This is a genomic window from Streptomyces sp. NBC_00443 (genome assembly GCF_036014175.1).
GTDB lineage: Bacteria > Actinomycetota > Actinomycetes > Streptomycetales > Streptomycetaceae > Streptomyces.
In genome coordinates this window covers 7,577,678-7,601,537 of the sequence record NZ_CP107917.1, presented here as the reverse complement: position 1 = coordinate 7,601,537, position 23,860 = coordinate 7,577,678, and the positions used below count along the sequence as shown (strand labels likewise).

At 71.5% G+C, this 23,860-nt stretch carries 19 protein-coding genes and 1 pseudogene; 9 read left to right on the top strand and 11 right to left on the bottom strand.

The window, feature by feature from the left end; genetic code table 11:
* The first annotated feature begins 11 nt into the window (after positions 1 to 11).
* Positions 12 to 1,136 carry a TDT family transporter gene (locus tag OHO27_RS34575; RefSeq protein WP_328430639.1) on the top strand — a complete coding sequence of 375 codons (1,125 nt, stop codon included), beginning with the start codon at positions 12 to 14 and terminating at the stop codon, positions 1,134 to 1,136.
* On the opposite strand, the gene OHO27_RS34570 is transcribed toward OHO27_RS34575, so the two are convergent.
* The 4 genes from OHO27_RS34570 to OHO27_RS34555 all read right to left on the bottom strand — a co-directional run bounded on the left by OHO27_RS34570 (position 1,048) and on the right by OHO27_RS34555 (position 5,765).
* Positions 1,048 to 1,770, bottom strand: coding sequence for a helical backbone metal receptor (locus OHO27_RS34570; RefSeq protein WP_328428886.1), 723 nt, complete (start codon positions 1,768 to 1,770; stop codon positions 1,048 to 1,050). The genes OHO27_RS34575 and OHO27_RS34570 overlap by 89 nt on opposite strands.
* Positions 1,770 to 2,339: a helix-turn-helix domain-containing protein gene (locus OHO27_RS34565; protein ID WP_328428885.1), complete on the bottom strand. Its 570-nt coding sequence runs from the start codon at positions 2,337 to 2,339 to the stop codon at positions 1,770 to 1,772. Before OHO27_RS34565 ends, OHO27_RS34570 begins: the two co-directional genes overlap by 1 nt.
* Before the next feature lie 533 nt (positions 2,340 to 2,872).
* The gene (locus OHO27_RS34560) at positions 2,873 to 4,696 is read right to left on the bottom strand and encodes an ABC transporter permease/substrate binding protein (RefSeq protein WP_328428884.1); all 1,824 of its coding nucleotides are present in this window, start codon (positions 4,694 to 4,696) and stop codon (positions 2,873 to 2,875) included.
* A complete protein-coding gene (locus OHO27_RS34555; RefSeq protein WP_328428883.1) occupies positions 4,689 to 5,765 on the bottom strand; it encodes a quaternary amine ABC transporter ATP-binding protein in 1,077 nt (358 codons plus the stop codon). The genes OHO27_RS34560 and OHO27_RS34555 overlap by 8 nt, the downstream gene beginning before the upstream one ends.
* 171 nt (positions 5,766 to 5,936) lie before the next feature.
* Here OHO27_RS34555 and OHO27_RS34550 point away from each other — a divergent pair, with 171 nt between their 5' ends.
* The 3 genes from OHO27_RS34550 to OHO27_RS34540 all read left to right on the top strand — a co-directional run bounded on the left by OHO27_RS34550 (position 5,937) and on the right by OHO27_RS34540 (position 9,673).
* Positions 5,937 to 6,866, top strand: a complete 930-nt coding sequence (locus OHO27_RS34550) for a 5'-3' exonuclease (RefSeq protein ID WP_328430638.1) — start codon at positions 5,937 to 5,939, stop codon at positions 6,864 to 6,866.
* 168 nt (positions 6,867 to 7,034) lie between these two features.
* Positions 7,035 to 7,880: a siderophore-interacting protein gene (locus OHO27_RS34545; protein ID WP_328428882.1), complete on the top strand. Its 846-nt coding sequence runs from the start codon at positions 7,035 to 7,037 to the stop codon at positions 7,878 to 7,880.
* 218 nt (positions 7,881 to 8,098) lie between these two features.
* Complete coding sequence (locus OHO27_RS34540; protein ID WP_328428881.1) at positions 8,099 to 9,673, top strand: amino acid permease; 1,575 nt, start codon at positions 8,099 to 8,101, stop codon at positions 9,671 to 9,673.
* A 37-nt stretch (positions 9,674 to 9,710) separates the two neighbouring features.
* On the opposite strand, the gene OHO27_RS34535 is transcribed toward OHO27_RS34540, so the two are convergent.
* Positions 9,711 to 10,292 (bottom strand): GNAT family N-acetyltransferase, encoded by a 582-nt coding sequence (locus tag OHO27_RS34535; protein ID WP_328428880.1) that lies wholly within the window; start codon positions 10,290 to 10,292, stop codon positions 9,711 to 9,713.
* A 67-nt stretch (positions 10,293 to 10,359) separates the two neighbouring features.
* On the opposite strand from OHO27_RS34535, the gene OHO27_RS34530 reads away from it, so the two are divergent.
* A complete protein-coding gene (locus OHO27_RS34530) occupies positions 10,360 to 11,334 on the top strand; it encodes an RluA family pseudouridine synthase (protein WP_328428879.1) in 975 nt (324 codons plus the stop codon).
* On the opposite strand, the gene OHO27_RS34525 is transcribed toward OHO27_RS34530, so the two are convergent.
* The 6 genes from OHO27_RS34525 to OHO27_RS34500 all read right to left on the bottom strand — a co-directional run bounded on the left by OHO27_RS34525 (position 11,328) and on the right by OHO27_RS34500 (position 16,878).
* Positions 11,328 to 12,803, bottom strand: coding sequence for a cytochrome P450 (locus OHO27_RS34525; protein ID WP_328428878.1), 1,476 nt, complete (start codon positions 12,801 to 12,803; stop codon positions 11,328 to 11,330). The genes OHO27_RS34530 and OHO27_RS34525 overlap by 7 nt on opposite strands.
* A 111-nt stretch (positions 12,804 to 12,914) precedes the next feature.
* A complete protein-coding gene (locus OHO27_RS34520) occupies positions 12,915 to 13,535 on the bottom strand; it encodes a GTP-binding protein (protein ID WP_328428877.1) in 621 nt (206 codons plus the stop codon).
* Complete coding sequence (locus tag OHO27_RS34515; RefSeq protein WP_328428876.1) at positions 13,516 to 13,920, bottom strand: DUF742 domain-containing protein; 405 nt, start codon at positions 13,918 to 13,920, stop codon at positions 13,516 to 13,518. The genes OHO27_RS34520 and OHO27_RS34515 overlap by 20 nt, the downstream gene beginning before the upstream one ends.
* Positions 13,917 to 14,324, bottom strand: a complete 408-nt coding sequence (locus tag OHO27_RS34510; protein ID WP_328428875.1) for a roadblock/LC7 domain-containing protein — start codon at positions 14,322 to 14,324, stop codon at positions 13,917 to 13,919. The genes OHO27_RS34515 and OHO27_RS34510 overlap by 4 nt, the downstream gene beginning before the upstream one ends.
* Positions 14,321 to 15,919, bottom strand: coding sequence for a sensor histidine kinase (locus OHO27_RS34505; RefSeq protein WP_328428874.1), 1,599 nt, complete (start codon positions 15,917 to 15,919; stop codon positions 14,321 to 14,323). Before OHO27_RS34505 ends, OHO27_RS34510 begins: the two co-directional genes overlap by 4 nt.
* A gap of 323 nt (positions 15,920 to 16,242) precedes the next feature.
* Positions 16,243 to 16,878, bottom strand: a complete 636-nt coding sequence (locus tag OHO27_RS34500; RefSeq protein WP_328428873.1) for a TetR/AcrR family transcriptional regulator — start codon at positions 16,876 to 16,878, stop codon at positions 16,243 to 16,245.
* Positions 16,879 to 17,071: 193 nt separating this feature from the next.
* On the opposite strand from OHO27_RS34500, the gene OHO27_RS34495 reads away from it, so the two are divergent.
* The 4 genes and pseudogenes from OHO27_RS34495 to atzF all read left to right on the top strand — a co-directional run bounded on the left by OHO27_RS34495 (position 17,072) and on the right by atzF (position 23,753).
* Positions 17,072 to 17,896 carry an urea amidolyase associated protein UAAP1 gene (locus OHO27_RS34495; RefSeq protein ID WP_328428872.1) on the top strand — a complete coding sequence of 275 codons (825 nt, stop codon included), beginning with the start codon at positions 17,072 to 17,074 and terminating at the stop codon, positions 17,894 to 17,896.
* Positions 17,893 to 18,513, top strand: a complete 621-nt coding sequence (locus OHO27_RS34490; protein ID WP_328428871.1) for an urea amidolyase associated protein UAAP2 — start codon at positions 17,893 to 17,895, stop codon at positions 18,511 to 18,513. The genes OHO27_RS34495 and OHO27_RS34490 overlap by 4 nt, the downstream gene beginning before the upstream one ends.
* Positions 18,510 to 22,052, top strand: coding sequence for a 5-oxoprolinase/urea amidolyase family protein (locus tag OHO27_RS34485; RefSeq protein ID WP_328428870.1), 3,543 nt, complete (start codon positions 18,510 to 18,512; stop codon positions 22,050 to 22,052). Before OHO27_RS34490 ends, OHO27_RS34485 begins: the two co-directional genes overlap by 4 nt.
* Positions 22,053 to 22,074: 22 nt before the next feature.
* A pseudogene (atzF, locus tag OHO27_RS34480) lies at positions 22,075 to 23,753 on the top strand (allophanate hydrolase).
* Positions 23,754 to 23,860: the final 107 nt, after the last annotated feature.

The window sequence follows — 23,860 nt, the reverse complement described above, 5'->3', positions numbered from 1 at the left end:
ACGCTGAACGCATGGTCACCGCCGTCCGTCATCTCGGGCCCCATTGGTACGCCGCCGTCATGGGCACCGCCGCCCTCGCCACCGCGGGAGCCGGACTGCCGGTCCAGGTCCCCGGTCTGCGTACCGTCTGCACAGCCGTCTGGGCCCTCTCCCTGGTCCTCCTCGCCACCCTGCTCGCGGCCCGAGCCCTGCACTGGACCCACCACCGTGACCAGGCCCGCGCCCACCTCCTCGACCCGGCCACGGCACCCTTCTACGGCTGTCTGGCCATGGCCCTGCTGGCCGTCGGCGGCGGCGCCATCACCGTCGGGCGGGACTGGATCGGGACCGGGGCAGCCGTCGCGCTCGACGCCGTGCTGTTCAGCGCCGGTACGGTCGTCGGGCTGGCGGCCGCGGTCGCCGTGCCGTATCTGATGGCCGTACGCCATCGCATCGAGCCCTCGCAGGCCACGCCCGTGTGGCTGCTGCCCCTCGTCGCGCCCATGGTGTCCGCGGCGCTCGGGCCGCTGCTCGTGCCGCATCTGCCGCCGGGGCAGGCCCGCGAGACGCTGCTGCTCGCCTGCTTCGCGATGTTCGGGCTCAGTCTGCTCGCCACCCTGCTGATGCTGCCGATCGTCTTCGCGCGGCTGATCACGGGCGGTCCCCTGCCCCTCGTCCTCACTCCGACGCTGTTCCTGGTGCTGGGTCCGCTCGGCCAGTCCACCACCGCCGTCGGCATCTTCGCGGACGTCGCCCCGGGCGTGGTCCCGGAGCCGTACAGCGAGGGCTTCGGCATTCTCGCCGTCCTGTACGGCGTCCCCGTCATGGGCTTCGCGCTGCTGTGGTTCGGGCTCGCCACCGCCCATGTCGTACGCGCGCGGCGGCACGGCATGGGCTTTGCGATGACCTGGTGGGCGTTCACCTTCCCGGTCGGCACGTGTGTGACCGGCGCCGAGGCACTGGGCCGGCACACCGGGCTCGTCGCATACGAGGGGCTCGCCGTCGGGCTGTACGTCGTACTCGTCGGCGCCTGGGCCGTGGCCGGCGTGTGCACCGCGCGCGGTCTGCTCAGCGGTGCGCTGCTCGCAGGGCCTCGGACAGCGCCCGTGGCGCCTCGGCCAGCGACGGTCCGTACCACGTCAGGTGCCGTCCGCTGACCAGTGCGCAGGGCAGGCCGGGAAACGCCTCGGGGCCGTCGTCGGAGGTGAAGCGGTACGGCTCGTCGGGGAGGACGACGACGTCGGGGGCCGCTGCGCGCAGATCGTCCAGGGGGATGCGCGGGTAGCGGTCCTCCTGCGTCGCGTACAGGTGGTCCACGCCCAGGCGGGACAGGACGTCGCCCGCGAAGGTGTCGCGGCCCAGTACCATCCAGGGGCGCCGCCAGATCGGGACGACGGCCGTCGTACGGCGGTCGGGAGGCCGGAGCGACGTCCATGTCTCCCCCGCCTCGTCCAGCCACCGTGGGCGGGCCCCCACTCCGCATGCCGCCAGGACCCGTGTCAGCTCACCGAGGGCCTGCGGCACATCCCGTACCTCGGTCACCAGAACTTCGATGCCGGCCGCGCGCAGGGCGGCGAGGTCGGGCTCGCGGTTCTCCTCCTCGTTGGCGATCACGAGGTCGGGGGCGAGGGCGACGATGCGGTCGACCTCGGGGTTCTTGGTGCCGCCCACGCGGATGACGTCCAGGCCGGCGGGGTGGCTGCACCAGTCCGTGGCGCCGACGAGGACGCCGGGGGCGGCCGAGGTGGCGACGGCCTCAGTCAGCGACGGCACCAGGGAGACGACGCGCATCAGTGCCTCGGCCGGTCCCGGACCGCCTCGATGTGTTCCGCCACCGCCACGACGACCACGCGCGTGTCCGGCACGGTCGCCCGCCAGCGGTGGCGCACCCCACCGGTGAGGTACAGGGTGTCGCCGCGGCCGAGGCGGTACGCGCGGCCCTCCGCCTCGATCTCGACGGCACCGTCGGCGACGTACATCAACTGGTCGTTGCGGTACTGGAATTCACGGCCCGCGTCATGGTCGCCGGTGAACTCCGAGGCGTGCATCTGGTGGTGACCCCGCACCAGTGAACGCAACCGGGGGTCGGGGCCCCACTCGCTGCCATCGGCCCGGACCACGTCGACACTGCATGCCGGGTCGGCTGCGGCGAGGAGTTCGACCGCGGTCGTGCGCAACGCGTCTGCGACCTTTTCGAGGGAGCTTCTGCTGGGGCGTGCCCGGTCGTTCTCGATCTGGCTCAGGAAGGGCACCGACAGGCCGCTGCGCTCGGCCACGACGGCGAGGGTGAGCTCGAGCGCGCGACGGCGCCGACGCACGGCCGCGCCCACTCGAAGGGGCTGTTCTTTGTGGTCGCCCATCGCTCCGGCTCCCTCCTTCGCTCGTCGGTCCACGGTCCTCGCGCCCGCCGCCCGGCGCACACCTTCTGTTCGGTTCTCTGCACCCTACGCATGTTCGGCAAACCGTTTCATGCGCCTGTCACATCGACGACACGTCGGGGGGAGTACGACCCACCGGTTCGCGCCAGTGGATCGGCTCTCCCGATGCACCGGGTACCCCTGTCCCACCCCTGACTCCCGCTCAGCACGGGAGAGCTGCTGTTCTGTTCAATGCCTCGCCGCTCCCCTGTGTTCCCTCGCCTCCTACGGGTGGAGTACCTGGTCAGCGGGGTGTTGCGGGGGTATCGGCCCGGCCTTGAAGTCGGGGCCGGCAGCGCGGAGTTGGCGGAGCCGGGTTCGGGTGGTGGGGTAGCGCTGCGTGGTTGGCCGGATCCTTTTCGTAGGCATGCCATGTGCCTGTGCGGGCCCGCAAACCGCGAAGGGTGGGTCCGTCGTACGCAGGGGAAGACGTACGGCGGGACCCACCCCTCGGGCGGCGGTCCGGGGCTGTCAGGTCACCCGGCCGCCTGGCTCTTCTGCGCCCCGGCGACCGGAGCCCACTTGTCCACCAGGCCCGGGTTCTGCTTCAGCCAGGAGCGGACGGCATCCTGCTCCTTGCCCTTGCCGGCCTTGGTGATCTGCGACTCCAGGCTGGTGAGCTGCTTCTCCGTCATGGAGAAGTTCTTCAGCCACTCGCCGACCTCGGGGTTGTCGCCGGCGAAGCCCTTGCGGGCGAGCGTGTGCACGCCGTCGCCCTTGCCCCAGGCGCCCTTGGGGTCCTTGAGCTTCGTCAGGTCGTAGTCGCTGTACGCCCAGTGCGGCGACCAGAGCGTGACGGCGATCGGCTCCTTCTTGGCGTACGCGCGCTTGAGCTCGGCCAGCATCGCGGGCGTCGAGCCGTCGACGACCTCGTACGAGCCCTCCAGGCCGTACTCCTTGAGGACCTTGTCCTTGAGCATTCCCATCATTCCGGCGCTCGGCTCGATGCCGATGATCTTGCCCTTGAACTTGGAGGCGTTGTTCTTGAGGTCGTCGAGGGAGTCGACGCCCTTGACGTACGACGGGACGCTGAGCTCCAGGGAGGTGGGGCCGTACCAGGAGCCGAGGTCCTCCAGCTGCTTGCCGTACTTCTTCCAGTACTCGGCGTGCGTGGTGGGCAGCCAGGAGTCCGTCTCGAAGTCGATCTGGCCGGTGGCGAGGCCCGTGTAGAGGGGGCCCGCGGAGTACTGGCTGGTGGTGACCTCGAAGCCGCGGCGCTCCAGCAGCTCCTTCCACAGGAACGTGGAGGCGATGCCCTCGTCCCAGGGGATGTAGCCGAGCTTGATCTCCTTGCCCTTGCCGACGTTCGTGGCGGAAGCCTCGGCGGTGCCCGCGGAGGGGCCGAAGACGCCCAGCCCGCCCGCGACGAGGGCCAGGACGGCGACGCCGGCGACGGCGACGACCGGGCGGGGCCGGTGGTTCCAGACCTTGACGCCGCCCGCGGCGCGGGCCTTGGCGGCGGCACGGCGGCCGAGCGGGGAGATCTGGGCGCCGAGCGCGCCGGTGATGCGGTCCAGGTAGATGGCGAGGACGACGATGCCGACGCCCGCCTCGAAGCCGAAGCCGATGTCGAGCTGGCCGATGGCCTCGTTGACCGCGCCGCCGAGGCCGCCGGTGCCGACCATGCCGGCGATGACGACCATCGACAGGCTCAGCATGATCACCTGGTTGATGCCCGCCATGATGGTCGGTAGGGCGAGCGGCAGCTGGACCCGCAGCAGGGTGTCGCGCGGCGGGGTGCCGAACGCCTCGGCGGCCTCGACCAGTTCCGCGTCGACCTGGCGGATGCCGAGCTCGGTCATGCGGACGCCGGGCGCGAGCGCGAAGATCAGGGTGGCGATGACGCCGGCGGCGGTGCCCAGGCCGAAGAAGAGGATGGCCGGGATCAGCAGCACCATCGACGGCATCGTCTGGAGCAGGTCCAGAACGGGTCGTACGGCCGCGCTGACCGCCTTGGAGCGGGACGCCCAGATGCCCAGCGGGATCGAGACGACCAGGGCGATCACGGTCGCGACCAGCACCAGGGCCAGCGTCGACATGGCCCGGTCCCACAGTTCGAGCGAGTCGACCAGTGCGAAGCCGGCGAAGGCCAGGACGCCCGGGACCAGGCCGCGCAGCCACCAGGCCAGCACGGCGAGGATGCCCGCGAGGAGCAGCGGTTCGGGGGCCGTCAGGACGGCGTTGACGGCGTCGTACATGCCCTCGACGACCGCCTTGATCGCGTCGAAGAGCCAGGACATGTGGGTGACGAGCCAGTCCACGCCGGAGTCGACCCAGTCGCCGAGATTCAGCCTAGGCACGGGCGGCCACCTTCCCGTCCGGGGTGTCGCAGGGCGCGGGATCGGCACTCTCGTCGCCGAGGAAGCCGACCAGCCGCTGCCGCGGCACGACGCCTATGACCTTGTTGTCCGCGTCCACGACCGAGACGCGGTGCGACAGCCGGGCGCTGATGGCGCACAGCTCCGCGAAGGTCGTCTCGCCGGTCGCGGTCTCGCAGGCACATAGGGGGGCGTCGGCGGTGACCGTGGTGTCCATGAGGGCGCTCGCGGTGAGCACGCGGGAGCGGTCGACGTCCTGGATGAAGGAGGCGACGTAGTCGTTCTCCGGGCGCAGGAGGATGTCCTCGGCCGTGCCGGTCTGCACGATGCGGCCGTCGCGCATGACGGCGATGCGGTCGCCCAGGCGCATGGCCTCGTTGAGGTCGTGGGTGATGAAGACGATGGTCTTCTTCAGGGAGCGTTGCAGCTCCAGCAACTGGTCCTGCATGTCGCGGCGGATCAGCGGGTCGAGCGCGCTGAAGGACTCGTCCATGAGGAGCAGGTCGGCGTCGGTGGCGAGCGCGCGGGCGAGGCCCACGCGCTGCTGCATGCCGCCGGACAGCTCGTCGGGCCAGGACTTCTCCCACCCGGCCAGACCGCACAGGGCGAGCGCCTCGCCGGCGCGCTTCTCGCGCTCGGCGCGGGGCACGCCCTGCACGGCCAGGCCGTAGGCGGCGTTCTCCAGCACGCTGCGGTGCGGGAAGAGCGCGAAGTGCTGGAAGACCATGCTGATCTTCTTCGCGCGGACCTCGCGCAGCTCGCGGTCGCTGATCGCGGTCAGGTCCTGGCCGTCGTAGCGGACGTGCCCCGCGGTCGGCTCCAGCAGCCCGTTGAGCATGCGCAGCAGCGTGGACTTGCCGGACCCGGACAGGCCCATGACGACGAAGATCTGGCCCGGCTCCACGGTGAAGGAGGTGTCGATGACGGCGGCGGTGGTGCCGTCCGCACGCAGTTCCTCCCGGTCGGTTCCCTGGCGGAGCCGCGTTACGGCCTCGTCCGGTCGTCTCCCGAACACCTTGTAGAGCTGTTCGGCCTCAAGCCTGGCTGACACGTGTACCTCTTGTCTCGACGGCAAAGGAAGAGAGTGACGGGCGCAACAGTTGAATACGCAAGCGACGTCACTCCGGGAGCGCGCCTGCCCGGCTTCCCCGGACACAAACGCACAAGTGGTCCAGGCCACAGTCACTGTCGGTCGGGCCCTCTGTCAGTGCGGTACGGCATGATGCGTGGCGTGACCGGACGACTGATGCTCCTCGACACCGCCTCCCTCTACTTCCGCGCCTACTTCGGCGTCCCGGACTCGGTGAAGGCCCCGGACGGCACGCCGGTGAACGCCGTGCGCGGGCTCCTCGACTTCATCGACCGCCTGGTCAAGGACCACCGCCCGGACGCCCTGGTGGCCTGCATGGACGCCGACTGGCGGCCCCAGTGGCGGGTCGATCTGATCCCCTCGTACAAGGCGCACCGCGTGGCCGAGGAGCGCGAGGCGGGGCCGGACGAGGAGGAGGTGCCCGACACGCTGTCGCCGCAGGTACCGGTCATCGAGGAGGTCCTGGACGCCCTCGGCATCGCGCGCGTGGGGGTCGAGGGGTACGAGGCGGACGACGTGATCGGCACGTTCACCGCGCGGGCGAAGGGCCCGGTCGACATCGTCACCGGCGACCGCGACCTGTACCAGCTGGTGGACGATGCGCGCGGGATCCGGGTGCTGTACCCGCTCAAGGGCGTGGGCACCCTCCAGCTCACCGATGAGGCATGGCTGCGCGAGAAGTACGGCGTGGACGGCCGCGGGTACGTCGATCTGGCGCTGCTGCGCGGCGACCCGAGCGACGGTTTGCCGGGCGTGCCCGGGATCGGCGAGAAAACGGCCGCGAAGCTGCTCACCGAGTTCGGCGACCTGGCCGGGATCATGGCGGCGGTCGACGACCCGAAGGCGAAGCTCACGCCCTCGCAGCGCAAGCGGCTGGACGAGTCGCGGCCGTATGTCGCCGTCGCCCCGACGGTCGTGCGGGTCGCGGCCGACATCCCGCTGCCCGACGTCGACACGACGCTGCCGCGCACGCCCCGGGATCCGGCGGGGCTGGACGAGCTGGCGGTGCGGTGGGGACTGGGCGGGTCCCTGCACCGGCTGCTGGTGACCCTGGGGGCGTGACGACACGGGGGCGTGCAGGGCGTCCCGATCGTGCGCATGGGGCTCGTGGCGCGGGGAAGTCGGTCCCTGCGTGCGCGGCATGCACAGTTCATGAACGTTCATAGCGGCATTCGCCGGGGGGAGATGCTAACTTAGGTAAACCTAAGCTTGGAACGAGGGAGGCCAGTGATGGCACTACGCCCTGCCCGCAAGCCGCGGAAGCCCCACAGCGCGCAGGTCATCCGCACCGAACGGCTGACCCCGCACATGCAGCGTGTGGTGCTGGGCGGCGACGGGCTCGCCGAATTCGCGGCGGACACCTGCACCGACCATTACGTGAAGATGCTGTTCTCCCCCACGGGCGTGCGCTACCCCGAGCCCTTCGACCTGGAGCGCATCCGCGAGGAGCTGCCGCGCGAGCAGTGGCCGGTGACGCGGACGTACACCGTGCGCGCGTGGGACCCAGAGCACTGTGAGCTGACGCTGGACTTCGTGCTGCACGGTGACGAGGGACTGGCCGGCCCGTGGGCGATGCGTGCCCAGCCGGGCGAGATTGTGCGCTTCATGGGCCCCGGCGGCGCCTACGTCCCCGATCCGGAGGCCGACTGGCATCTGCTCGTGGGGGACGAGAGCGCGCTGCCCGCGATCGCCCGCTCCCTCGAATCACTGCCCCACGGCGCCAAGGCGTACGCCTTCGTGGAGATCGCCGGGCCCGAGGAGGAGCAGAAGATCGACTCCGACGTCGAGGTCGTCTGGCTGCACCGCGGCTCGCGCCCCGTCGGCGAGGCCCTGGTCGAGGCCGTGCGCACGCTGGAGTTCCCCGAGGGCCGGGTGCAGGCGTTCGTGCACGGCGAGGCGCACTTCGTGAAGGAACTGCGTCAGCTGCTGCGGGTCGAGCGCGGCATGAGCCGGGAGGACCTGTCGATCTCCGGCTACTGGCGCCTCGGTCACGACGAGGACGGCTGGCAGGCCTCCAAGCGGGACTGGAACGCGCGGATCGAGGCGGAGCAGGAGGGGTCGGCACCGGCCGCGTAGGCCTGCGCACCTCCAAGGGCGGCACCTTCGAAGGTGCCGCCCCTTCGCTGCGCCCGGACGATCGCGAGCGCCCTGCCCGGACGATCGCGAGGTCTCGGCGGCGTGAGGACTTGGGCCCGCCCTGGACATGCCCACGTCATGCGGACGAAACAGCCCGTCCCTAATTTCTGTCGCTCGACAGGAACTCTCGCGCCGCTGTGCGAAAGCAGGTTGCCGCCATGACGAGCACCGCCCCCGCCGACGTCCGCCCCGACCCACCGCACGACCCCGACGCGGGCTCCCTCGCCGCGTTCGGCTACCGGCAGGAACTGCACCGCAGCCTCGGCCGGTACGCCTCATTCGCGGCGGGTTTCTCCTTCATCTCCGTACTGACGACCGTCTTCCAGTTCTTCGCGTTCGGGTACGCGTTCGGCGGCCCCGTCTTCTTCTGGGCCTGGCCGGTGGTGCTCGCCGGGCAGCTGCTGGTGGCCGCCTGCTTCGCGGAGCTGGCCGCGCGCTATCCCCTCTCGGGCGCGATCTACCAGTGGTCGTCACGCCTGTCGAACGTCACCTTCGGCTGGTTCGCCGGCTGGGTCATGGTGATCGGGCAGATCGTGGTGGTCGCGGCGGCGGCACTCGCCCTGCAGATGGTGCTGCCCGCACTGTGGTCCGGCTTCCAGCTGATCGGCACCGACCCCGCGCCGACGTCGGCGGACGGCGCGGCCAACGCGGCGCTGCTCGGCGTCGTCCTGCTGGCGCTCACCACCCTGGTGAACCTCCTCGACAACCGCGTCATGTCGGTGATCAACCGCGTCGGTGTGACCGCCGAGATCATCGGCGCCGTACTGATCATCGCGCTGCTGCTGACCCACTCCGAGCGCACCCCCGGCATCACCTTCCACACCGCGGGCGCCGCCGAGTCGGGCCTGCTGGGCGCGCTGCTGGTCGGCTCGTTCACGGCGGCGTACGTGATGATCGGCTTCGACAGCGCGGGCGAGATGAGCGAGGAGACGCACCACCCGCGCCGCACCGCGCCCCGCACGATCCTCACCGCGCTCGGCGCCGCCGGCCTGCTCGGTGGCCTGCTCGTCCTCGGCGGACTGCTCGCCGCGCCCAGCCTCACCGACGGCCGGCTGGCGGTCGACGGTCTGAGCTACGTCCTGACGAGCAGCCTGGGCGACGGAGTGGGCAGAGCGCTGCTGGCCGACGTGGTCGTGGCCATCACCGTGGCGACCCTCGCCATCCAGACGGCGGCCTGCCGGATGCTGTTCTCGATGGCCCGCGACGGCCAACTCCCCTTCTCCCGCCGCCTCGCCCGGGTCGATCCGCGCACCGGCATGCCCGGCGCGCCCGCCGTGGTGGTCGGCGCCCTCGCGGCGGCCCTGCTGCTGCTCAACTTCGCCTCGCCGGAGGCGTTCCTGGCCATCGGCACGACCTGCATCGTGCTGCTGTACCTGGCGTACGCGATGGTCACCGGCCCCCTGCTGGTGGCCCGCCTGCGCGGCCGGTTCACCACCGGCGGCACCGACGAGACGGGCAACCGCCTGTTCTCCCTGGGCCGCTGGGGCGTCCCGGTCAACGCCCTCGCGCTCCTGTACGGCCTCTTCATGACCGTCAACCTCGCCTGGCCGCGGGCGGCGGTGTACGACCCGGCGGGCGGGCACTGGTACTTCCAGTACTTCACCGTGCTGTTCCTGGGCGTGACGGTGATCGCCGGCGTGGGATTCCGCGCGTACCGCCGGCGTAGCGCGGCCTCGACGGCCGTGCCTGAGGCGGCGGTTGGGGAAGCGCCCGTCGGGGAAGCGGCCGGGTAGCCGGACGCGGCAGACCCTGCGCGGCGGACCGTCCGGGTCAGTCTCCCTGCACTCGGGCATGCAGATGCATGTCGTGCCAGCCGTCCCTGTGCAGGGCGGAGCTGCGCTTGGTGCCCTCCAGCAGGAACCCGGCCTTTCCGGCGACACGGCAGGACGCCTCGTTGCGGACCGCGTGCAGCAGTTCGAGGCGGTGGAAGCCGATGCCGTCGAGCGCCCAGCGGGCCAGGGTGGTCGTGGCGCGTGCCGCGACGCCCCGGCCCCGGGCCTCGGCGGTGGTCCAGTACGCGACCTCGGCCGTGCCGTCGTCGAGGTGGATCTCCCGCAGGGCCACGCGCCCGAGCAGCCCGTCGCTGTCCGCGTCGACGACGGCCCATTGCGGTGCCCGCTCCTCGGTCCAAGCGGTCAGCCACTCCTCGATCCAGCCGCTGACCTCGGCCACGGAGTCGGCGGCCCGCGCGTGCCACTGATGCATCACCGGATCCTGGAAGGCGGCGTGCACGGCGGGCGCGTCCTCCACCCGCCATGGGCGCAGGAGCAGGCCGTCAGCGGTGGGGAGCGTGGGCTGCGGAATGCGGGCGAGGGTTCCGGCGGGCAGGACGGGGCTGGTCAGGAAGGGCATGTGCGGGATCCTGCCAACCCGTGCGGACAGGTCCAACGGGTTTTCCGGCGCCGTACGCTTGATCGTGATGAGACGCCGTACCCCGCCCCCGCCCTCTCCCCTGCCGCAGCGCGACGGGATCGACGCGGTGCGGGTGCGCCTGCCCTTCGACGGGGCCTGGGAGACCGTGCGGGAGCATCTGGTGGAGCGGCTCGCGGGGGCCGGACCGGGCGTCGTCGCGGGGATGTTCGAGGCGGGGCGGGTGGTCGGGGCGGATGGGAGGGCGCTGGCGCCGGACGCGGCGTATGTGCCGGGGATGTTCGTGTGGTTCCACCGGGAGCTGCCCGCGGAGGTGCCGGTGCCGTTCGCGGTGGACGTCGTGTACCGCGACGAGCACATCGTCGTCGCCGACAAGCCGCACTTCCTCGCCACCACCCCGCGCGGCGGCCACGTCACCCAGACCGCGCTCGCGCTGCTGCGCCGGGAGCTGGACATCCCGGCACTGGGCGCCGCGCACCGGCTCGACCGGCTCACCGCGGGACTGGTCCTGTTCACGGTGCGGCCCGAGGAGCGCGGCGCGTATCAGACGCTGTTCCGGGACAAGCTGGTGCGCAAGGAGTACGAGGCGGTGGCGCCGTACGATCCCGCGCTCGCCCTGCCCCGGACCGTGCGCAGCCGCATCCTGAAGGAGCGCGGGATCCTCGCCGCACGGGAGGTCGAGGGCGAGCCGAACGCCGTCACCCGGGTCGAGCTCGTCGAGCACCGAGCCGACGGATCGGCCTGCTACCGGCTGACGCCCGCCACCGGGCAGACGCATCAGCTGCGGGTCCATATGAACGCCCTGGGCGTGCCGATCCTCGGCGACCCGCTCTACCCGGAGGTGACCGCCCCCGTCCCGGCCGGCGACTTCCGGCGCCCGCTCCAACTGCTGGCGCGAGCCCTGGAGTTCACCGACCCGGTCACGGGGACGGAACACCGGTTCCGCAGCACGAGGACTCTCGAAGCCTGGGCCTCGTACAGCGGTTGGGCGGGCGACGAGCCGCGTACCGAGTCGGCTCAGTAACCCCGCCACCACACCAGGAAGCGCCGCCAGGCGCCCTTCGGGCGGACCGGTTCCGGGGTCGGTACGGGCTGTTGCGGTGCGACCGGCTGGGCGGCCGGGGCGGGGGCGGGCTGCGCCTGCGGGGTGCCCACGTGCCAGGTCGGGCGCTGGGGCTGGATCGGGGCGCGACCGGGCCGCTGCTTGATGTCCTGCGGCGGCTTCGGCGCGAAGCGGGCCGGCATCGACACCAGGTGGGCCGACGCGATCGACTGCCGCCACTCCAACTCGTCCTCGTGGCAGTCGAGTTCGAGGTCGGGCAGACGCATCAGGAGGGCGTCGACGCCGACTTCGGCGATGGCACGGCCGATGTCCGCACCGGGGCACTCGTGCGGTCCGCCGCCGAAGGCGAGGTGGGACCGGTTGCCCATCATGTTGGCGGCCAGGTCGGGGCGTACCCGCGGGTCGACGTTGCCCGGGGCGGGGGCGAAGAGGAGCCCGTCGCCCTGGCGGATGCGCCGGCCGCCGAGCTCGGTGTCCTGCTTGGCGAAGTAGGCGAAGACGGTGCTGAACGGCGGTTCGTCCCACAGGGACTGCTCGACCGCCTGGGGAACCGTCATCTGCCCGCCGCTGAGCTGGGCGCGGAAGCGCGGGTCGGTGAGGACCACGCGCAGTACGTTGGCGAGGAGGTTGGTGGTGGCCTCGTAGGCCGCGATGAGCACGACCCGCAGGTGCTGGCCGATCTCGTCGTCGGTGAGCCGTGCCGGGTGGTTGATGAGGTGGGTCGCGAAGTCCTCCTCCGGCTGGGCCCGGCGCTTGGCTGTCAGCCGCATCAGCGCGTCCATGATGTACGCGTTGCTGGCGATCGCGGTCTCGGTGCCCTTGAGCATGTCGCGGGCGGCCTCGACGATGCGGTCGTTGTACTCGTCGGGCATGCCGAGGATCTCGCACATCACGGCCATCGGGAGGTGCTCGGCGAACTGGCTGACCAGGTCGGCGCGGCCCTCCTCACAGAACCGGTTGACGAGGCGCTGTGTGGAGCGGTTGATGTGCCGGCGCATACCGCGGTGGTCGATGGTCGACATGGCGCCGGTGACCGCGCTGCGCAGCCGCAGGTGTTCGTCGCCTTCCGCGTGGGAGCAGATCGGCTGCCAGGCGATGTGCGGCATCAGCGGGTGGTCGGGCTTGACCTGGCCCTCCAGCAGCGGGCTCCAGATGCGGCTGTCCCGGCAGAACTGCGAGGGGGTGCGCACCATGTGCAGGTTCTCGGTGTGGCCGAGGACCACCCACATCGGCACGTCGTCGTGGAGGAGCACGGGTGCCACCTCACCGTGCTGCTCACGCAGTTGCTCGTACAGCTCGCTCAGGTCCTCCGCCTCGTGGAGCCGGTGCAGTCCGCCGGGGCCGAGTCCGAGTCCGTGGGCGGGGCAGCCGGGCGGCGGGGTGGACAGGGAGTCGTGCGTACCGGTCGTGGAATGGGATTCAGGCATCACAGGGGTCGCTCCGAAGTGGATCCGGTGTCAGGGGAGTCAGGGCGGATGCGGACGCGGGGGGTTGCAGGGGCCGCCGGATGCACGGGGGTGGGATCGATCCGGCGGACGGGCCTATTTGAGCGCGCCCGACATGGCGAGCGAGTGCAGGAAGCGCATCAGGGTCATCAGGACGTCACGGCTGGAGGCCCGGCGGCGTACGTCGCACTCGACGATGGGGATCTCCGGGTCCAGGTCGAGGGCCGCACGCAGGTCGTCGACGGGGTAACGGGGCCCGTCGGGGAAGGAGTTCACGGCGACGACGAACGGCACGCCGCGCTCCTCGAGACGCCCTATCACGTCGAAGCTGACTTCCAGCCGACGGGTGTCGATCAGTACGACCGCGCCCAGCGCGCCCTCGAACAGCCCGTTCCACAGGAACCAGAAGCGCTCCTGGCCCGGGGTGCCGAAGAGGTACAGCACGAGCTGGTCGGTGATGCTGATGCGGCCGAAGTCCATCGCCACCGTCGTGGCCGTCTTGGTGTCCGAGCCGAAGTTGTCGTCGACACCGATGCCGGCCTGCGTCATGGTCTCTTCGGTCGTCAGCGGCCTGATCTCGCTGACAGAGCCGACCATCGTCGTCTTGCCGACCCCGAAGCCGCCCACGATCACGATCTTGACCGCGGCCTCGGCCGTGTGCGGCAGCTGGTCCTCGGTCCGTGGACCGGGGATGGTGTCAGAGCCTTTGAAGTCCATGCATCACCGCTTCGAGAAGGGACCGGTCGGCGACGGACTGACGCACGAGGGGGGCACGTGCCGTCACCAGGTCGGCCGTCAGCATGTCGGTGAGCAGGACCGTCATCGCGCTGAACGGCAGATTCAGGTAGGCCGAGAGTTCGGCCACGGACAGAGGGGTCGTGCAGAGCCGGAGCAGCGCCGTCTGCTCGGGCGCGGAGGAGGGCGATGGGACGGCGCTCGCCACGATTAAGGTGACCAGGTCGAGTTCGGCACGCTCGGCACCGTCCTTCCCCGCCACCACGAAGAGCCGTTCCGGGTTCTTCTTCACTCCCGGCCGGGGTGGCGGTGGCGGCGGGGGCAACGGCTCCTTGGGAAATCGCCGCTGGCGTTTCGGAGGAGTCATACGGTCTGCCCGTTGCGCCTCGACGGACTGGTGAGATGGGCCCCGATGCGGCTGACGAGGTCCGACATGCGGTTGCTCATCAGTCCGGGTTCGGCGAACGTGTCGGAGAGCACGGCGAGATACGCGTTGGCGCCGGCGGCCATCAGATAGAAGTAGCCGCCGTTGATCTCGATGAGGACCATCTTCATCTTGCCGTCGCTGTTGGGGATCTCCGTGGCGACGGCGGTCGCCAGGCTCTGCAGACCGGCACAGGCCGCGGCGACGCGGTCGGCGGTGTCCGGGTCGCCGCCGTAGCGGGCGATGCGCAGTCCGTCGGCGGAGAGCACCACGATCATCTCGATGCCCGGTACGCCGTCGTGGAGCTCCTTGAGCATCCAGTCGAAGTTGGCGCGCTGCTGGATCACTTGAGGTCCCCCTCGTCGTCGGCCTCGGCACGGGCCGGTCGGCCCGGTTGGGTTCGCGGCTGGAGTGTGTAGGGGTCGGGCTTGTCCTTGAGTCCGTTCCAGAACGCCTCGACCCACGCACCGGGTGCGGGCTCGTCCACCGCCGGCTCGGGCTCGGGCTCCGGCTTGGCCGTCGACCAGATCGTCGGCCTGCCCTCCCGCTCGGCCTGCTCGATGGCCGCCTGCTCGGCGATCCGCTTGCTGAGCGGGGTCTTGACCCGGCTGCGGCGCTGCGGCAGCCCGTTGGCGGTCCACTCGGTGACCACGGGGACGTCGTCCTCCATGGAGACCGTGGCCGGGATCTTCGGGCTGGTGGGCCGCCGCTTCTTGGGGGTGCGCTTGGGGCCTTCGAGGGCGCCGGGACTGAGGTCGGGCGCGGCGGCGGCGCCGATGCCGTGGGCGTAGCCGGGCGCGGGGTCGGTGGTCAGCATCTCGCGCGGGATGATGAGGACCGCGCGGACACCGCCGTACGCGGAAGTGCGCAGGGAGACCTGCATGTTGAACGCCGTGCACAGACGGCCCACGACGGCGAGACCCAGCCGGGGGGACTCGCCGAGCTCCTGGAGGTCGCTGCCCTCCTTGGCGCGCTCCAGCATGTTCTCGACCCGGGCGCGGGCCTCCTCGCTGAGGCTGACGCCCGCGTCCTCGATCTCGATCGCGATGCCGGTCTGCACCTCGGTGGCGGTGACGTGCACCTCGGTCTGCGGCGGCGAGTACCGGGTGGCGTTGTCGAGGAGTTCGGCCGCGGCGTGGATGACCGGCTCGACTGAGATGCCGCGCACGTTGACCGAGACGATGGAGTCCAGCTTGATGCGGCGGTACTCCAGGATCCGGGACATGGCGCCGCGCAGCACGCTGTAGAGCTGGACGGGGTTGGGCCACTGCCGGCCGGGGCGGCCGCCGCCGAGCACGGAGATGGAGTCGGCGAGGCGGCCGATCAGCATGGTGCCGTGGTCGATGCGCAGCAGGTCGTCGAAGACCTCGGGGTTGCGGCCGTGGTCCTCCTCCATCTCCCGGAGTTCCTCGGACTGCTGGTGGACGATCGACTGGACGCGGCGGGCGATGTTGACGAAGGACCGCTGGGCGGAGTCGCGCAGGGCTTCCTCACGGTCGACGATGTTGACCATCGACTTCACCAACTCCACCTGTGCCGGTGGGAGTTGGGCGTAGGAGGGGTCGATCAGCGCGAGGTCGCGAATCACCTCATGGGGTGAATGGTCGCAGCGCAGCCGGTGGATCGCGGCGGGTGTGATCTCCGTGGCGAGGCGTTTCATCTCCTCGTCGTGGGAGGCGATACGCCGTTCCAGGTACGCAGCGTGACGGGCGTGCTCGGCCCGCGCCTCCCGCAGGGCGCGACCGCGGCGCACCGCTTGGGCCACGGCTGCCAGCACCAGCAGCATGGCCACGGCGCCGCTCACACCGACGGCCGTCCGTGCCGGTTCAGCCACCACGGCGACGGCTGCTCCGGTCGCCGCGGCCATCAGTATCGCCGGGAGCAACAGTGCGCGCGCGTACAGGAGTTCACGGCGACTGGGCGGGGATTGAACGCTCACCATGTGGGCCCTCTGAAACGAATCGGGTGGGTGTAGGGGAGCTTGCAGTGGGGTACGTCATGGGTATGTCGGAATCTTCTGCATGTTTGGGAACAAGCGCACGATTACACCTCAACTCGGTGCGCTGCGGGCGAGCTTAGTCCGACCGGATCATCGCCGTGTCATATTCAGCAAGCACCTGAAACGGGGCGCGCGACGGTAGTACGCTCGGCTCCATTTATACGCTCGGATTACATTCGTACACGGTGCGTCACGGCGTACGGATGTGCGAAGAGCACTCACCGTGACGGGTGAAGATCCGGTTCCGGTCGCCGGTCGGCGGCTGTTCAGATCCCGGCGATGCGCAGCGCCGCGTCAGCCGTGGCCTCGGCGAACACCGACACCGGGCGCTCCGGGTCGGAGCGGTGGACGAGGATGACGCCCTCGATCAGACCGAACAGCAGATCCGTACGCAGCTCCAGCTCGCTCTTGGCGAGTGCGCCGCCGGCGGCCGTGGCGGCGAGCAACTGACGGTAGGCGTCCTTGAGTTCGGCACGTACGGCGTGGAAGCCGGCGAACCGTTCGGCGCGCACCTCGGGCAGCAGGTAGAGCCCGCCGAGGTTGTGCGGTCCGCCACACAGCAGCTCCACGTCGGTGCGGCACAGCTCCCACAGCCGGCCCTCGGCCGGAGCCGTGTCGTCGGCGAGGAGCTCACGGGCGTAGGCAAGCGAGGGCGTGACCGTGGACTCCAGGAGCTCGGCCAGGAGCTCCTCCTTGCCGGAGACGTAGTGGTACATGGACGCCTGCCGCATGCCCGCCCGCTCGGCGACGGCACGGGTCGTGGTGGCGGCGTAGCCCCTGGTGGTGAACAACTCGGCTGCGGCGGCAAGCAGTTCGTCGCGGGGCGAGAGGCCGCTGTCCGGCCGCTGCGCGGCCCGCGGCCTGCCGACCCGGCGACCCGCCGTTCCACCCGCTGTTCCCATGCGTTCGATCCTCGCACACGGCCCCGGCCAGGAGATCTTCCGACGGAGTGCAGCGCCCTCCGGGCGGACTCCGTGAGGGCTCGGTAACCGGCCGGCAACACCCGGGCAATGCCGGTGACGCGCCCGGCTCCTAATTTCTGTCGCGCGACAGAAAAGAATCCGCAGGCCCACTCCCGAGCCGGAGGTCCCGCGAATGGCGACAGAGACCACGTACGGCGCCCGTGCCCATGCCCGTGCCCAGGAAGGGGCCCGTGCCGAGGCCATGCCCGTCGTCCCGGCCGCCGACTGGCCGGACCCGCCCTGCGAGGCGGACCGCCTGGTGTGGGCCGAGACGGTGGCGGGCGGCAACTACACGCACCGGGTGCTCGCCCGCGGCACGGAGCTGCGGCTGACCGACCTGCGCGGCGACGCCTGCGCGCATCTGCTGCTGTATGCGGCCGACCGCCCCTGGGAGCGGCTGAACGTCGCCGACACGGTGAAGGTGCAGTGGAACGCCTACCTCGGCGAGGGCCGCCTGCTGCTCTCCGACCAGGGCCGCGTCCTCGCCTCCGTCGTCGCCGACAGCTCCGGCCGGCACGACACCCTGTGCGGCACCTCCACGCTCGTACGCAACACCGGGCGGTACGGCGACGGCACCCCGCAGTCCCCCTCCCCCGCAGGCCGCGAACTGTTCAAGCTGGCCGCCGCGAAGAACGGCCTGGAGCCCCGGGATCTGCCGCCCTCACTGTCCTTCTTCCAGGGCGTGGAGGTCCGCGAGGACGGCGCCCTGGACTTCACCGGCTCGGCCGGGCCCGGCGCGACCGTGACCCTGCGTGCCGAGCAGGACGTGACCGTGCTGATCGCCAACGTGCCGCATCCGGTCGATCCCCGCGCCGAGTACGTCAGCACCCCGCTGGAGGTCCTCGCCTGGCGGGCCGGGGCCACCGCGCCCGGCGACCCCTTGTGGGATGCCACGCCCGAGGGCCGCCGCGCCTTCCTCAACACCGCCGAGTCCCTTGCCGCGAGGGGGCTCGCATGATGGCCGTCGTTCCCGCCCGCGCCGCCTGGTCGCACATCGTCCGTGCCGGTGAGACGCTCACCATCACCGACCTGCACGGCAACCAGGCCGTCGACTTCCTCGTCCACGACGCTCACGACACATCGGTCCGCTACAGCGCCCCCGACACCATCCACGCCCAGGGGAGCATCTTCCTGACCACAGGCAGTGTGCTGATGTCGAACGAGCACACCCCGCTGATGACGGTGGTCGCGGACGACGTGGGCCGCCACGACACGGTCGGCGGCGCCTGCTCCAAGGAGTCGAACACGCTCCGGTACGGCCACCACACCTGGTCGCAGCACGCCTGTGTGGACAACTTCCTCGCCGAGGGCGCCAAGTACGGCCTGGGCAAGCGCGACCTCGTCTCCAACATCAACTGGTACATGAACGTGCCGGTCGAGAAGGACGGCACCCTCGGCATCGTCGACGGCATCTCGGCACCCGGCCTCTCCCTGACCCTGCGCGCCGAGCGCGACGTCCTGGTCCTGGTCTCCAACTGCCCCCAGATCAACAACCCCTGCAACGGATTCGAGCCGACGTCCGTGCAGATGACGATCTCCGTGCAGACGACGGTCAACGAGGCGGGCGGCGCATGACCTTCGACACGCTGCTGGTCGCCAACCGGGGCGAAATTGCTGTCCGGATCATCCGCACGGCACACGAACTGGGACTCAGGACTGTGGCGGTGTACTCCGACGCCGACCGGTCCGCGCCCCACGTCCGGCTCGCCGACCAGGCCGTACGGCTCGGCCCCGCGCCCGCGAAGGAGTCGTACCTCGACGCCGACCTGATCCTGAATGCGGCCAAGGACAGCGGGGCCGGGGCGATCCACCCCGGGTACGGCTTCCTGTCAGAGGACGCGGGGTTCGCCCGGCGCTGCGAGGACGCCGGGATCGTGTTCGTCGGCCCGACGCCCGAGCAGCTGGAGCTGTTCGGCGCCAAGCACACGGCGCGGGCGGCGGCCGACGCGGCGGGCGTACCGCCGGCACCGGGGACGGGCCTGCTCGGGTCGCTCGCCGAGGCACTCGAAGAGGCCCAGGCCATCGGCTATCCCGTCATGCTCAAGGCAACCGGCGGCGGTGGCGGAATCGGCATGTCGGCATGTCGCTCCGCCGGTGAACTGACCGATTCCTGGGAGCGCGTCCAACGTGTCGCCGCCGCCTCCTTCAGCTCGGCCGGTGTCTTCCTGGAACGGCTCGTCGAGCATGCCCGCCACATCGAGGTCCAGGTCTTCGGCGACGGTGAGGGCACGGTGGTGACCTTCGGCGACCGGGACTGCACGCTGCAACGCCGCAACCAGAAGGTGGTGGAGGAGGCCCCGGCACCAAGCCTCCCGGCCCACATACGCGAGCAACTGGCGGCCGCCGCCCATGACTTGTGTGCCTCCGTCGGCTACCGATCCGCCGGAACCGTCGAGTTCGTGTACGACGCCGCCCGCGAGGAGGCGTACTTCCTGGAGGTCAACACCCGCCTCCAGGTGGAGCACCCGGTCACCGAGGAGATCTACGGCGTCGACCTGGTCGCCTGGATGCTGCGCCTGGCGCGCGGCGAGCGCGACGTCGTCCGCGACCCGGGCACCCCGCGCGGCCACGCCGTCGAGGCCCGCCTCTACGCCGAGGACCCGGCGCGCGATCACCGGCCCGGCGCGGGGCTGTTGACGCGGGTGGAGTTCCCGAGCGGGGTGCGGGTCGACGGCTGGGTCGAGACGGGCACCGAGGTGACGACGTCGTACGACCCGATGCTCGCGAAGATCATCGCGTACGGCCCCGACCGCGCGCACGCCCTGCGCCGGCTGGACGAGGCGCTGGCCCGCACCCGGCTCGACGGCATCGAGACGAACCTCGGCCTGGTGCGCGCGGCGCTCGCCGACCGCCGTTTTCGCGAGGCCACCCACTCGACGGCGACCCTCGCGACCGTCACCGACCCGACGCCCCGCATCGAGGTCGTCGCCGGCGGCACCCTCACCACCGTGCAGGACTGGCCGGGCCGCACCGGCTACTGGCAGGTCGGCGTGCCGCCCAGCGGCCCGATGGACGACCTGTCCTTCCGGCTCGGCAACCGGGCGCTGGGCAACCCCGAGGGCACCCCGGGACTCGAATGCACGCTCCAGGGACCGGCGTTGAGGTTCACGCACACCACCACCGTGTGCGTGACGGGCGCCCCGGCCACGGTCAGCGTCGACGGTACGGCGGCCGTGCAGTGGGAGCCGGTGACGGTGCCGGCGGGAGCCGTACTGGAGGTCGGAGCGCCGGGCGGGCACGGTCTGCGGACGTACGTCCTCGTCGCGGGCGGTCTCGACGTCCCCGCGTTCCTGGGCAGCGCGAGCACCTTCACGCTCGGGCGCTTCGGCGGCCACGGCGGACGCGCACTGCGGACGGGCGACGTCCTGCACGGCGGGGCGGTCACCGAGGGAACCCCGGTTCCCGTGCCGGACCGCCCGTCCTTCGGCGCCGCATGGCAGGTGGCCGTCGTCGAAGGACCGCACGCCGCGCCGGAGTTCTTCACCGAGGACGACATCCGTGACTTCTACGCCGCCGGCTGGAAGGTGCACTTCAACTCCGCTCGGACCGGCATACGGCTCGTCGGCCCGAGGCCGCGCTGGGCGCGCACCGACGGCGGTGAGGCGGGCCTGCACCCGTCGAACATCCATGACACGCCGTACTCCGTCGGCGCCGTCGACTACACCGGCGACATGCCGGTGCTGCTCGGCCCGGACGGCCCGTCGCTGGGCGGGTTCGTGTGCCCGGCGACCGTGATCAGCACCGAGCGCTGGAAGCTGGGCCAGCTGCGCCCGGGTGACACCGTGTGCTTCCTGCCGGTGGACGTGGCCGGCGCGCCCCGCCCCGCCCTCGTGGACGGCGGCGTCCTCGCCCGCGACGGCGATGTGACGTACCGCCGCAGCGGTGACGACAATCTGCTGGTCGAGTTCGGGCCGATGCAGCTGGACCTGGCCCTGCGCATGCGCGTCCACGCGCTGATGGAGACGGTGGCCGGGGCGGGCCGGGACGGCATCGCCGACCTGACCCCGGGCATCCGCTCGCTCCAGATCCGCACGGATCCGGCCCGGCTGCCCCAGCACGAACTCCTCGCCGAGGTACGGGAGTTGGTGGCGTCCATGCCGCCCACGGACGCACTCGTGGTCCCCTCCCGCACCGTCCATCTCCCCCTGTCCTGGGACGACCCGGCCACCCGCGAGGCCATCGCCCGCTATATGGCGGGGGTGCGCGACGACGCGCCCTGGTGCCCGTGGAACATCGAGTTCATCCGGCGCGTCAACGGCCTGGCGTCGGTCGAGGACGTCTACCGCACGGTCTTCGACGCGGAGTACCTGGTCCTGGGGCTGGGCGACGTGTACCTGGGCGCCCCGGTGGCGACCCCGCTGGATCCCCGCCACCGTCTGGTGACCACCAAGTACAACCCGGCACGCACCTGGACCGCGGAGAACTCGGTCGGCATCGGCGGGGCGTACCTGTGCATCTACGGCATGGAGGGGCCCGGCGGCTACCAGTTCGTGGGCCGTACGACCCAGGTGTGGTCGGGGTGGCAGCAGCGCGGGGCGTTCGAGCCGGGGTCGCCCTGGCTGCTGCGGTTCTTCGACCGGATCAGGTGGTATCCGGTGGGCGCCGAGGAACTGCTGGAGCTGCGGGCGGACCTCACGTCCGGGCGGTTCGTGCCGCGCATCGAGGAGGGCACGTTCTCCCTCGCCGGGTACCGGGCCTTCCTGGACGAGCACGCCGAGTCGATCGCGGAGTTCAGGGGCCGGCAGCAGGCGGCCTTCGCGGCGGAGCGGGACGCGTGGGAGGCGGCCGGCGAGTTCGCGCGGGCGGATGCGGCCGTGGCGCCCGCCGCGCCCCTGGCCGAGGTGACCGTCCCGGCGGGCGGCCGGGTGGTCGAGGCCGAGTTCGCGGCGTCCGTCTGGCAGGTGAACGTCCGGCCGGGTGACGAGGTGACGGCCGGACAGCCGCTGCTCGCCCTGGAGGCGATGAAGATGGAGTCCAGGGTGCACGCGCCGGTCGCCGGCGTGGTCGCCGAGATCCTGGCCGGGCCCGGGGACCAGGTGGAGGCGGGAACGGCTCTGATGGTCCTCGCGCCCGCCCGAGGAAGCGTCCCGTCAACCGAGCCTGCAGACAGGTGAGTCGAAAGTCGAGGAGCACCACATGTCCACCACTGTCTCCCGCGTCCGCGCCGCCTACGCCCGCATCGAGGCCACGGACCGCCCCGAGATCTGGATCGGCCTGCGCCCGCGGGATGTGGTGGTGGCGCAGGCCCGGCTGATCGACGAACGGGTGTCCGGCGGGGAACGACTCCCGCTCGCGGGGCGCCTGTTCGCCGTCAAGGGCAACATCGACGTCGCCGGCCTCCCGACGACGGCGGGCTGCCCTTCGTACTCCTACGGCCCCGAGGCCGACGCGCCCGTCGTCGCCCGGCTGCGCGCGGCGGGTGCGATCGTGCTCGGCACCACCAACCTCGACCAGTTCGCAACGGGCCTGGTCGGCACCCGCTCCCCTACGGCGCCGTCCGGGGCGCCCACGACCCGGCCAGGATCAGCGGCGGCTCCAGTTCCGGCTCGGCCGTCGCCGTGGCACTCGGAATCGTCGACTTCGCGCTCGGCACGGACACGGCCGGCTCGGGCCGGGTCCCGGCCGCCTTCAACGGCATCGTCGGTCTCAAGCCCACCCGGGGGCTGGTGCCGACGACGGGCGTCGTCCCGGCCTGCGCGTCGATCGACTGCGTGACGGTGTTCGCGCGGACGCTTCCGGAAGCCGAGCAGGCACTGTCGTTCATGGCGTCCCCGCCCGCCCGCGTCCTGCCCGCGCTCCCCGGGCGGGCGCCGGGGCCCTGGCGCATCGCGGTCCCGCCGACTTACCAGCTCGGCGAACTGGACGAGGGCTGGGCCGAGTCCTACGAGGCGGCCGTACGGCAGCTCGCAGCCGCGGGCGCCGACATCCGCCCCCTCGACCTCACCCCCTTCACCGAGGCCGCCGCGATGCTCTACGAGGGCGCCTTCGTCGCCGAGCGCTACACGGCCGTGGGGAGCTTTGTCGACAAGGCGGTGGCCGAGGGCGACCCGGCCCTCGATCCCACCGTCGCCGGCATCATCACCCGTGCCCGCGACATCCCGGCCCACCGGCTGTTCGCCGACCAGGACCGGCTCGCCGCCCTGCGCGCACGCGCCGAGGCCGAACTCACCGACGTGGACGCCCTGTTGCTCCCCACCGCGCCGGGTCACCCGACCCTCGCCGAGGTGGCCGCGGACCCGCTCGGCGCCAACGCCCGGCTGGGCCGCTTCACCAACTCGACGAACCTGTTCGACCTGGCGGCGGTTGCCGTCCCGGCCGGTGAGGTGAACGGCCTGCCCTTCGGCGTGATGCTGATCGGCCCCGCGTTCACGGACGACCGGCTGGCCCGGATCGCCGGCCTGCTCCAGCCGGAGGTCCGCCTCGCGGTGGTCGGGGCGCACCTCACGGGCCAGCCCCTCAACGCGCAGCTTCTCGCCCTGGGAGCCCGTTTCGACCGTACGATCGCCACGGCCCCCGTCTACCGGCTGCACGCGCTGCCCACGTCCCCGCCCAAGCCGGGCCTGGTCCATGTCGGTCAGAGCGCCGGCCCCGGCGAGGGCGGCGCGGCGATCGAGGCGGAGGTGTGGCGGCTCCCGGCGGAGGGGCTCGGCCGGCTCCTCGCCGAGCTGCCCCGGCCGATGGCACTGGGGCGCGTGGAACTGGCGGACGGCAGCCACGTCCCGGGGTTCCTGTGCGAGCCCGCGGCCCTGGCGGACGCCGAGGACATCACGGCGTACGGTGGCTGGCGGGCGTATCTCAGGGGCGGCCGCGCCTGAAGACACGAAGAGCGCCGGAAAACACGAAGGGCAAGGAGGTCACGCTCTCCTTGCCACTATTAACTTATAACGCATCGGGGGGCTTGCGGCAAGGCCCCCCTCTTGCC

Excerpts from the sequence above, each read along its gene's own strand:
- OHO27_RS34550 (WP_328430638.1), top strand. The coding sequence starts at position 5,937 with ATGCGTGGCGTGACCGGACGACTGATGCTCCTCGACACCGCCTCCCTC.
- OHO27_RS34575 (WP_328430639.1), top strand. The coding sequence starts at position 12 with ATGGTCACCGCCGTCCGTCATCTCGGGCCCCATTGGTACGCCGCCGTC.
- OHO27_RS34485 (WP_328428870.1), top strand. The coding sequence starts at position 18,510 with ATGACCTTCGACACGCTGCTGGTCGCCAACCGGGGCGAAATTGCTGTC.
- OHO27_RS34515 (WP_328428876.1), bottom strand. The coding sequence starts at position 13,920 with ATGACTCCTCCGAAACGCCAGCGGCGATTTCCCAAGGAGCCGTTGCCC.
- OHO27_RS34545 (WP_328428882.1), top strand. The coding sequence starts at position 7,035 with ATGGCACTACGCCCTGCCCGCAAGCCGCGGAAGCCCCACAGCGCGCAG.
- OHO27_RS34505 (WP_328428874.1), bottom strand. The coding sequence starts at position 15,919 with ATGGTGAGCGTTCAATCCCCGCCCAGTCGCCGTGAACTCCTGTACGCG.
- OHO27_RS34530 (WP_328428879.1), top strand. The coding sequence starts at position 10,360 with ATGAGACGCCGTACCCCGCCCCCGCCCTCTCCCCTGCCGCAGCGCGAC.
- OHO27_RS34520 (WP_328428877.1), bottom strand. The coding sequence starts at position 13,535 with ATGGACTTCAAAGGCTCTGACACCATCCCCGGTCCACGGACCGAGGAC.
- OHO27_RS34495 (WP_328428872.1), top strand. The coding sequence starts at position 17,072 with ATGGCGACAGAGACCACGTACGGCGCCCGTGCCCATGCCCGTGCCCAG.
- OHO27_RS34565 (WP_328428885.1), bottom strand. The coding sequence starts at position 2,339 with ATGGGCGACCACAAAGAACAGCCCCTTCGAGTGGGCGCGGCCGTGCGT.
- OHO27_RS34500 (WP_328428873.1), bottom strand. The coding sequence starts at position 16,878 with ATGGGAACAGCGGGTGGAACGGCGGGTCGCCGGGTCGGCAGGCCGCGG.
- OHO27_RS34535 (WP_328428880.1), bottom strand. The coding sequence starts at position 10,292 with ATGCCCTTCCTGACCAGCCCCGTCCTGCCCGCCGGAACCCTCGCCCGC.
- OHO27_RS34570 (WP_328428886.1), bottom strand. The coding sequence starts at position 1,770 with ATGCGCGTCGTCTCCCTGGTGCCGTCGCTGACTGAGGCCGTCGCCACC.
- OHO27_RS34540 (WP_328428881.1), top strand. The coding sequence starts at position 8,099 with ATGACGAGCACCGCCCCCGCCGACGTCCGCCCCGACCCACCGCACGAC.
- OHO27_RS34490 (WP_328428871.1), top strand. The coding sequence starts at position 17,893 with ATGATGGCCGTCGTTCCCGCCCGCGCCGCCTGGTCGCACATCGTCCGT.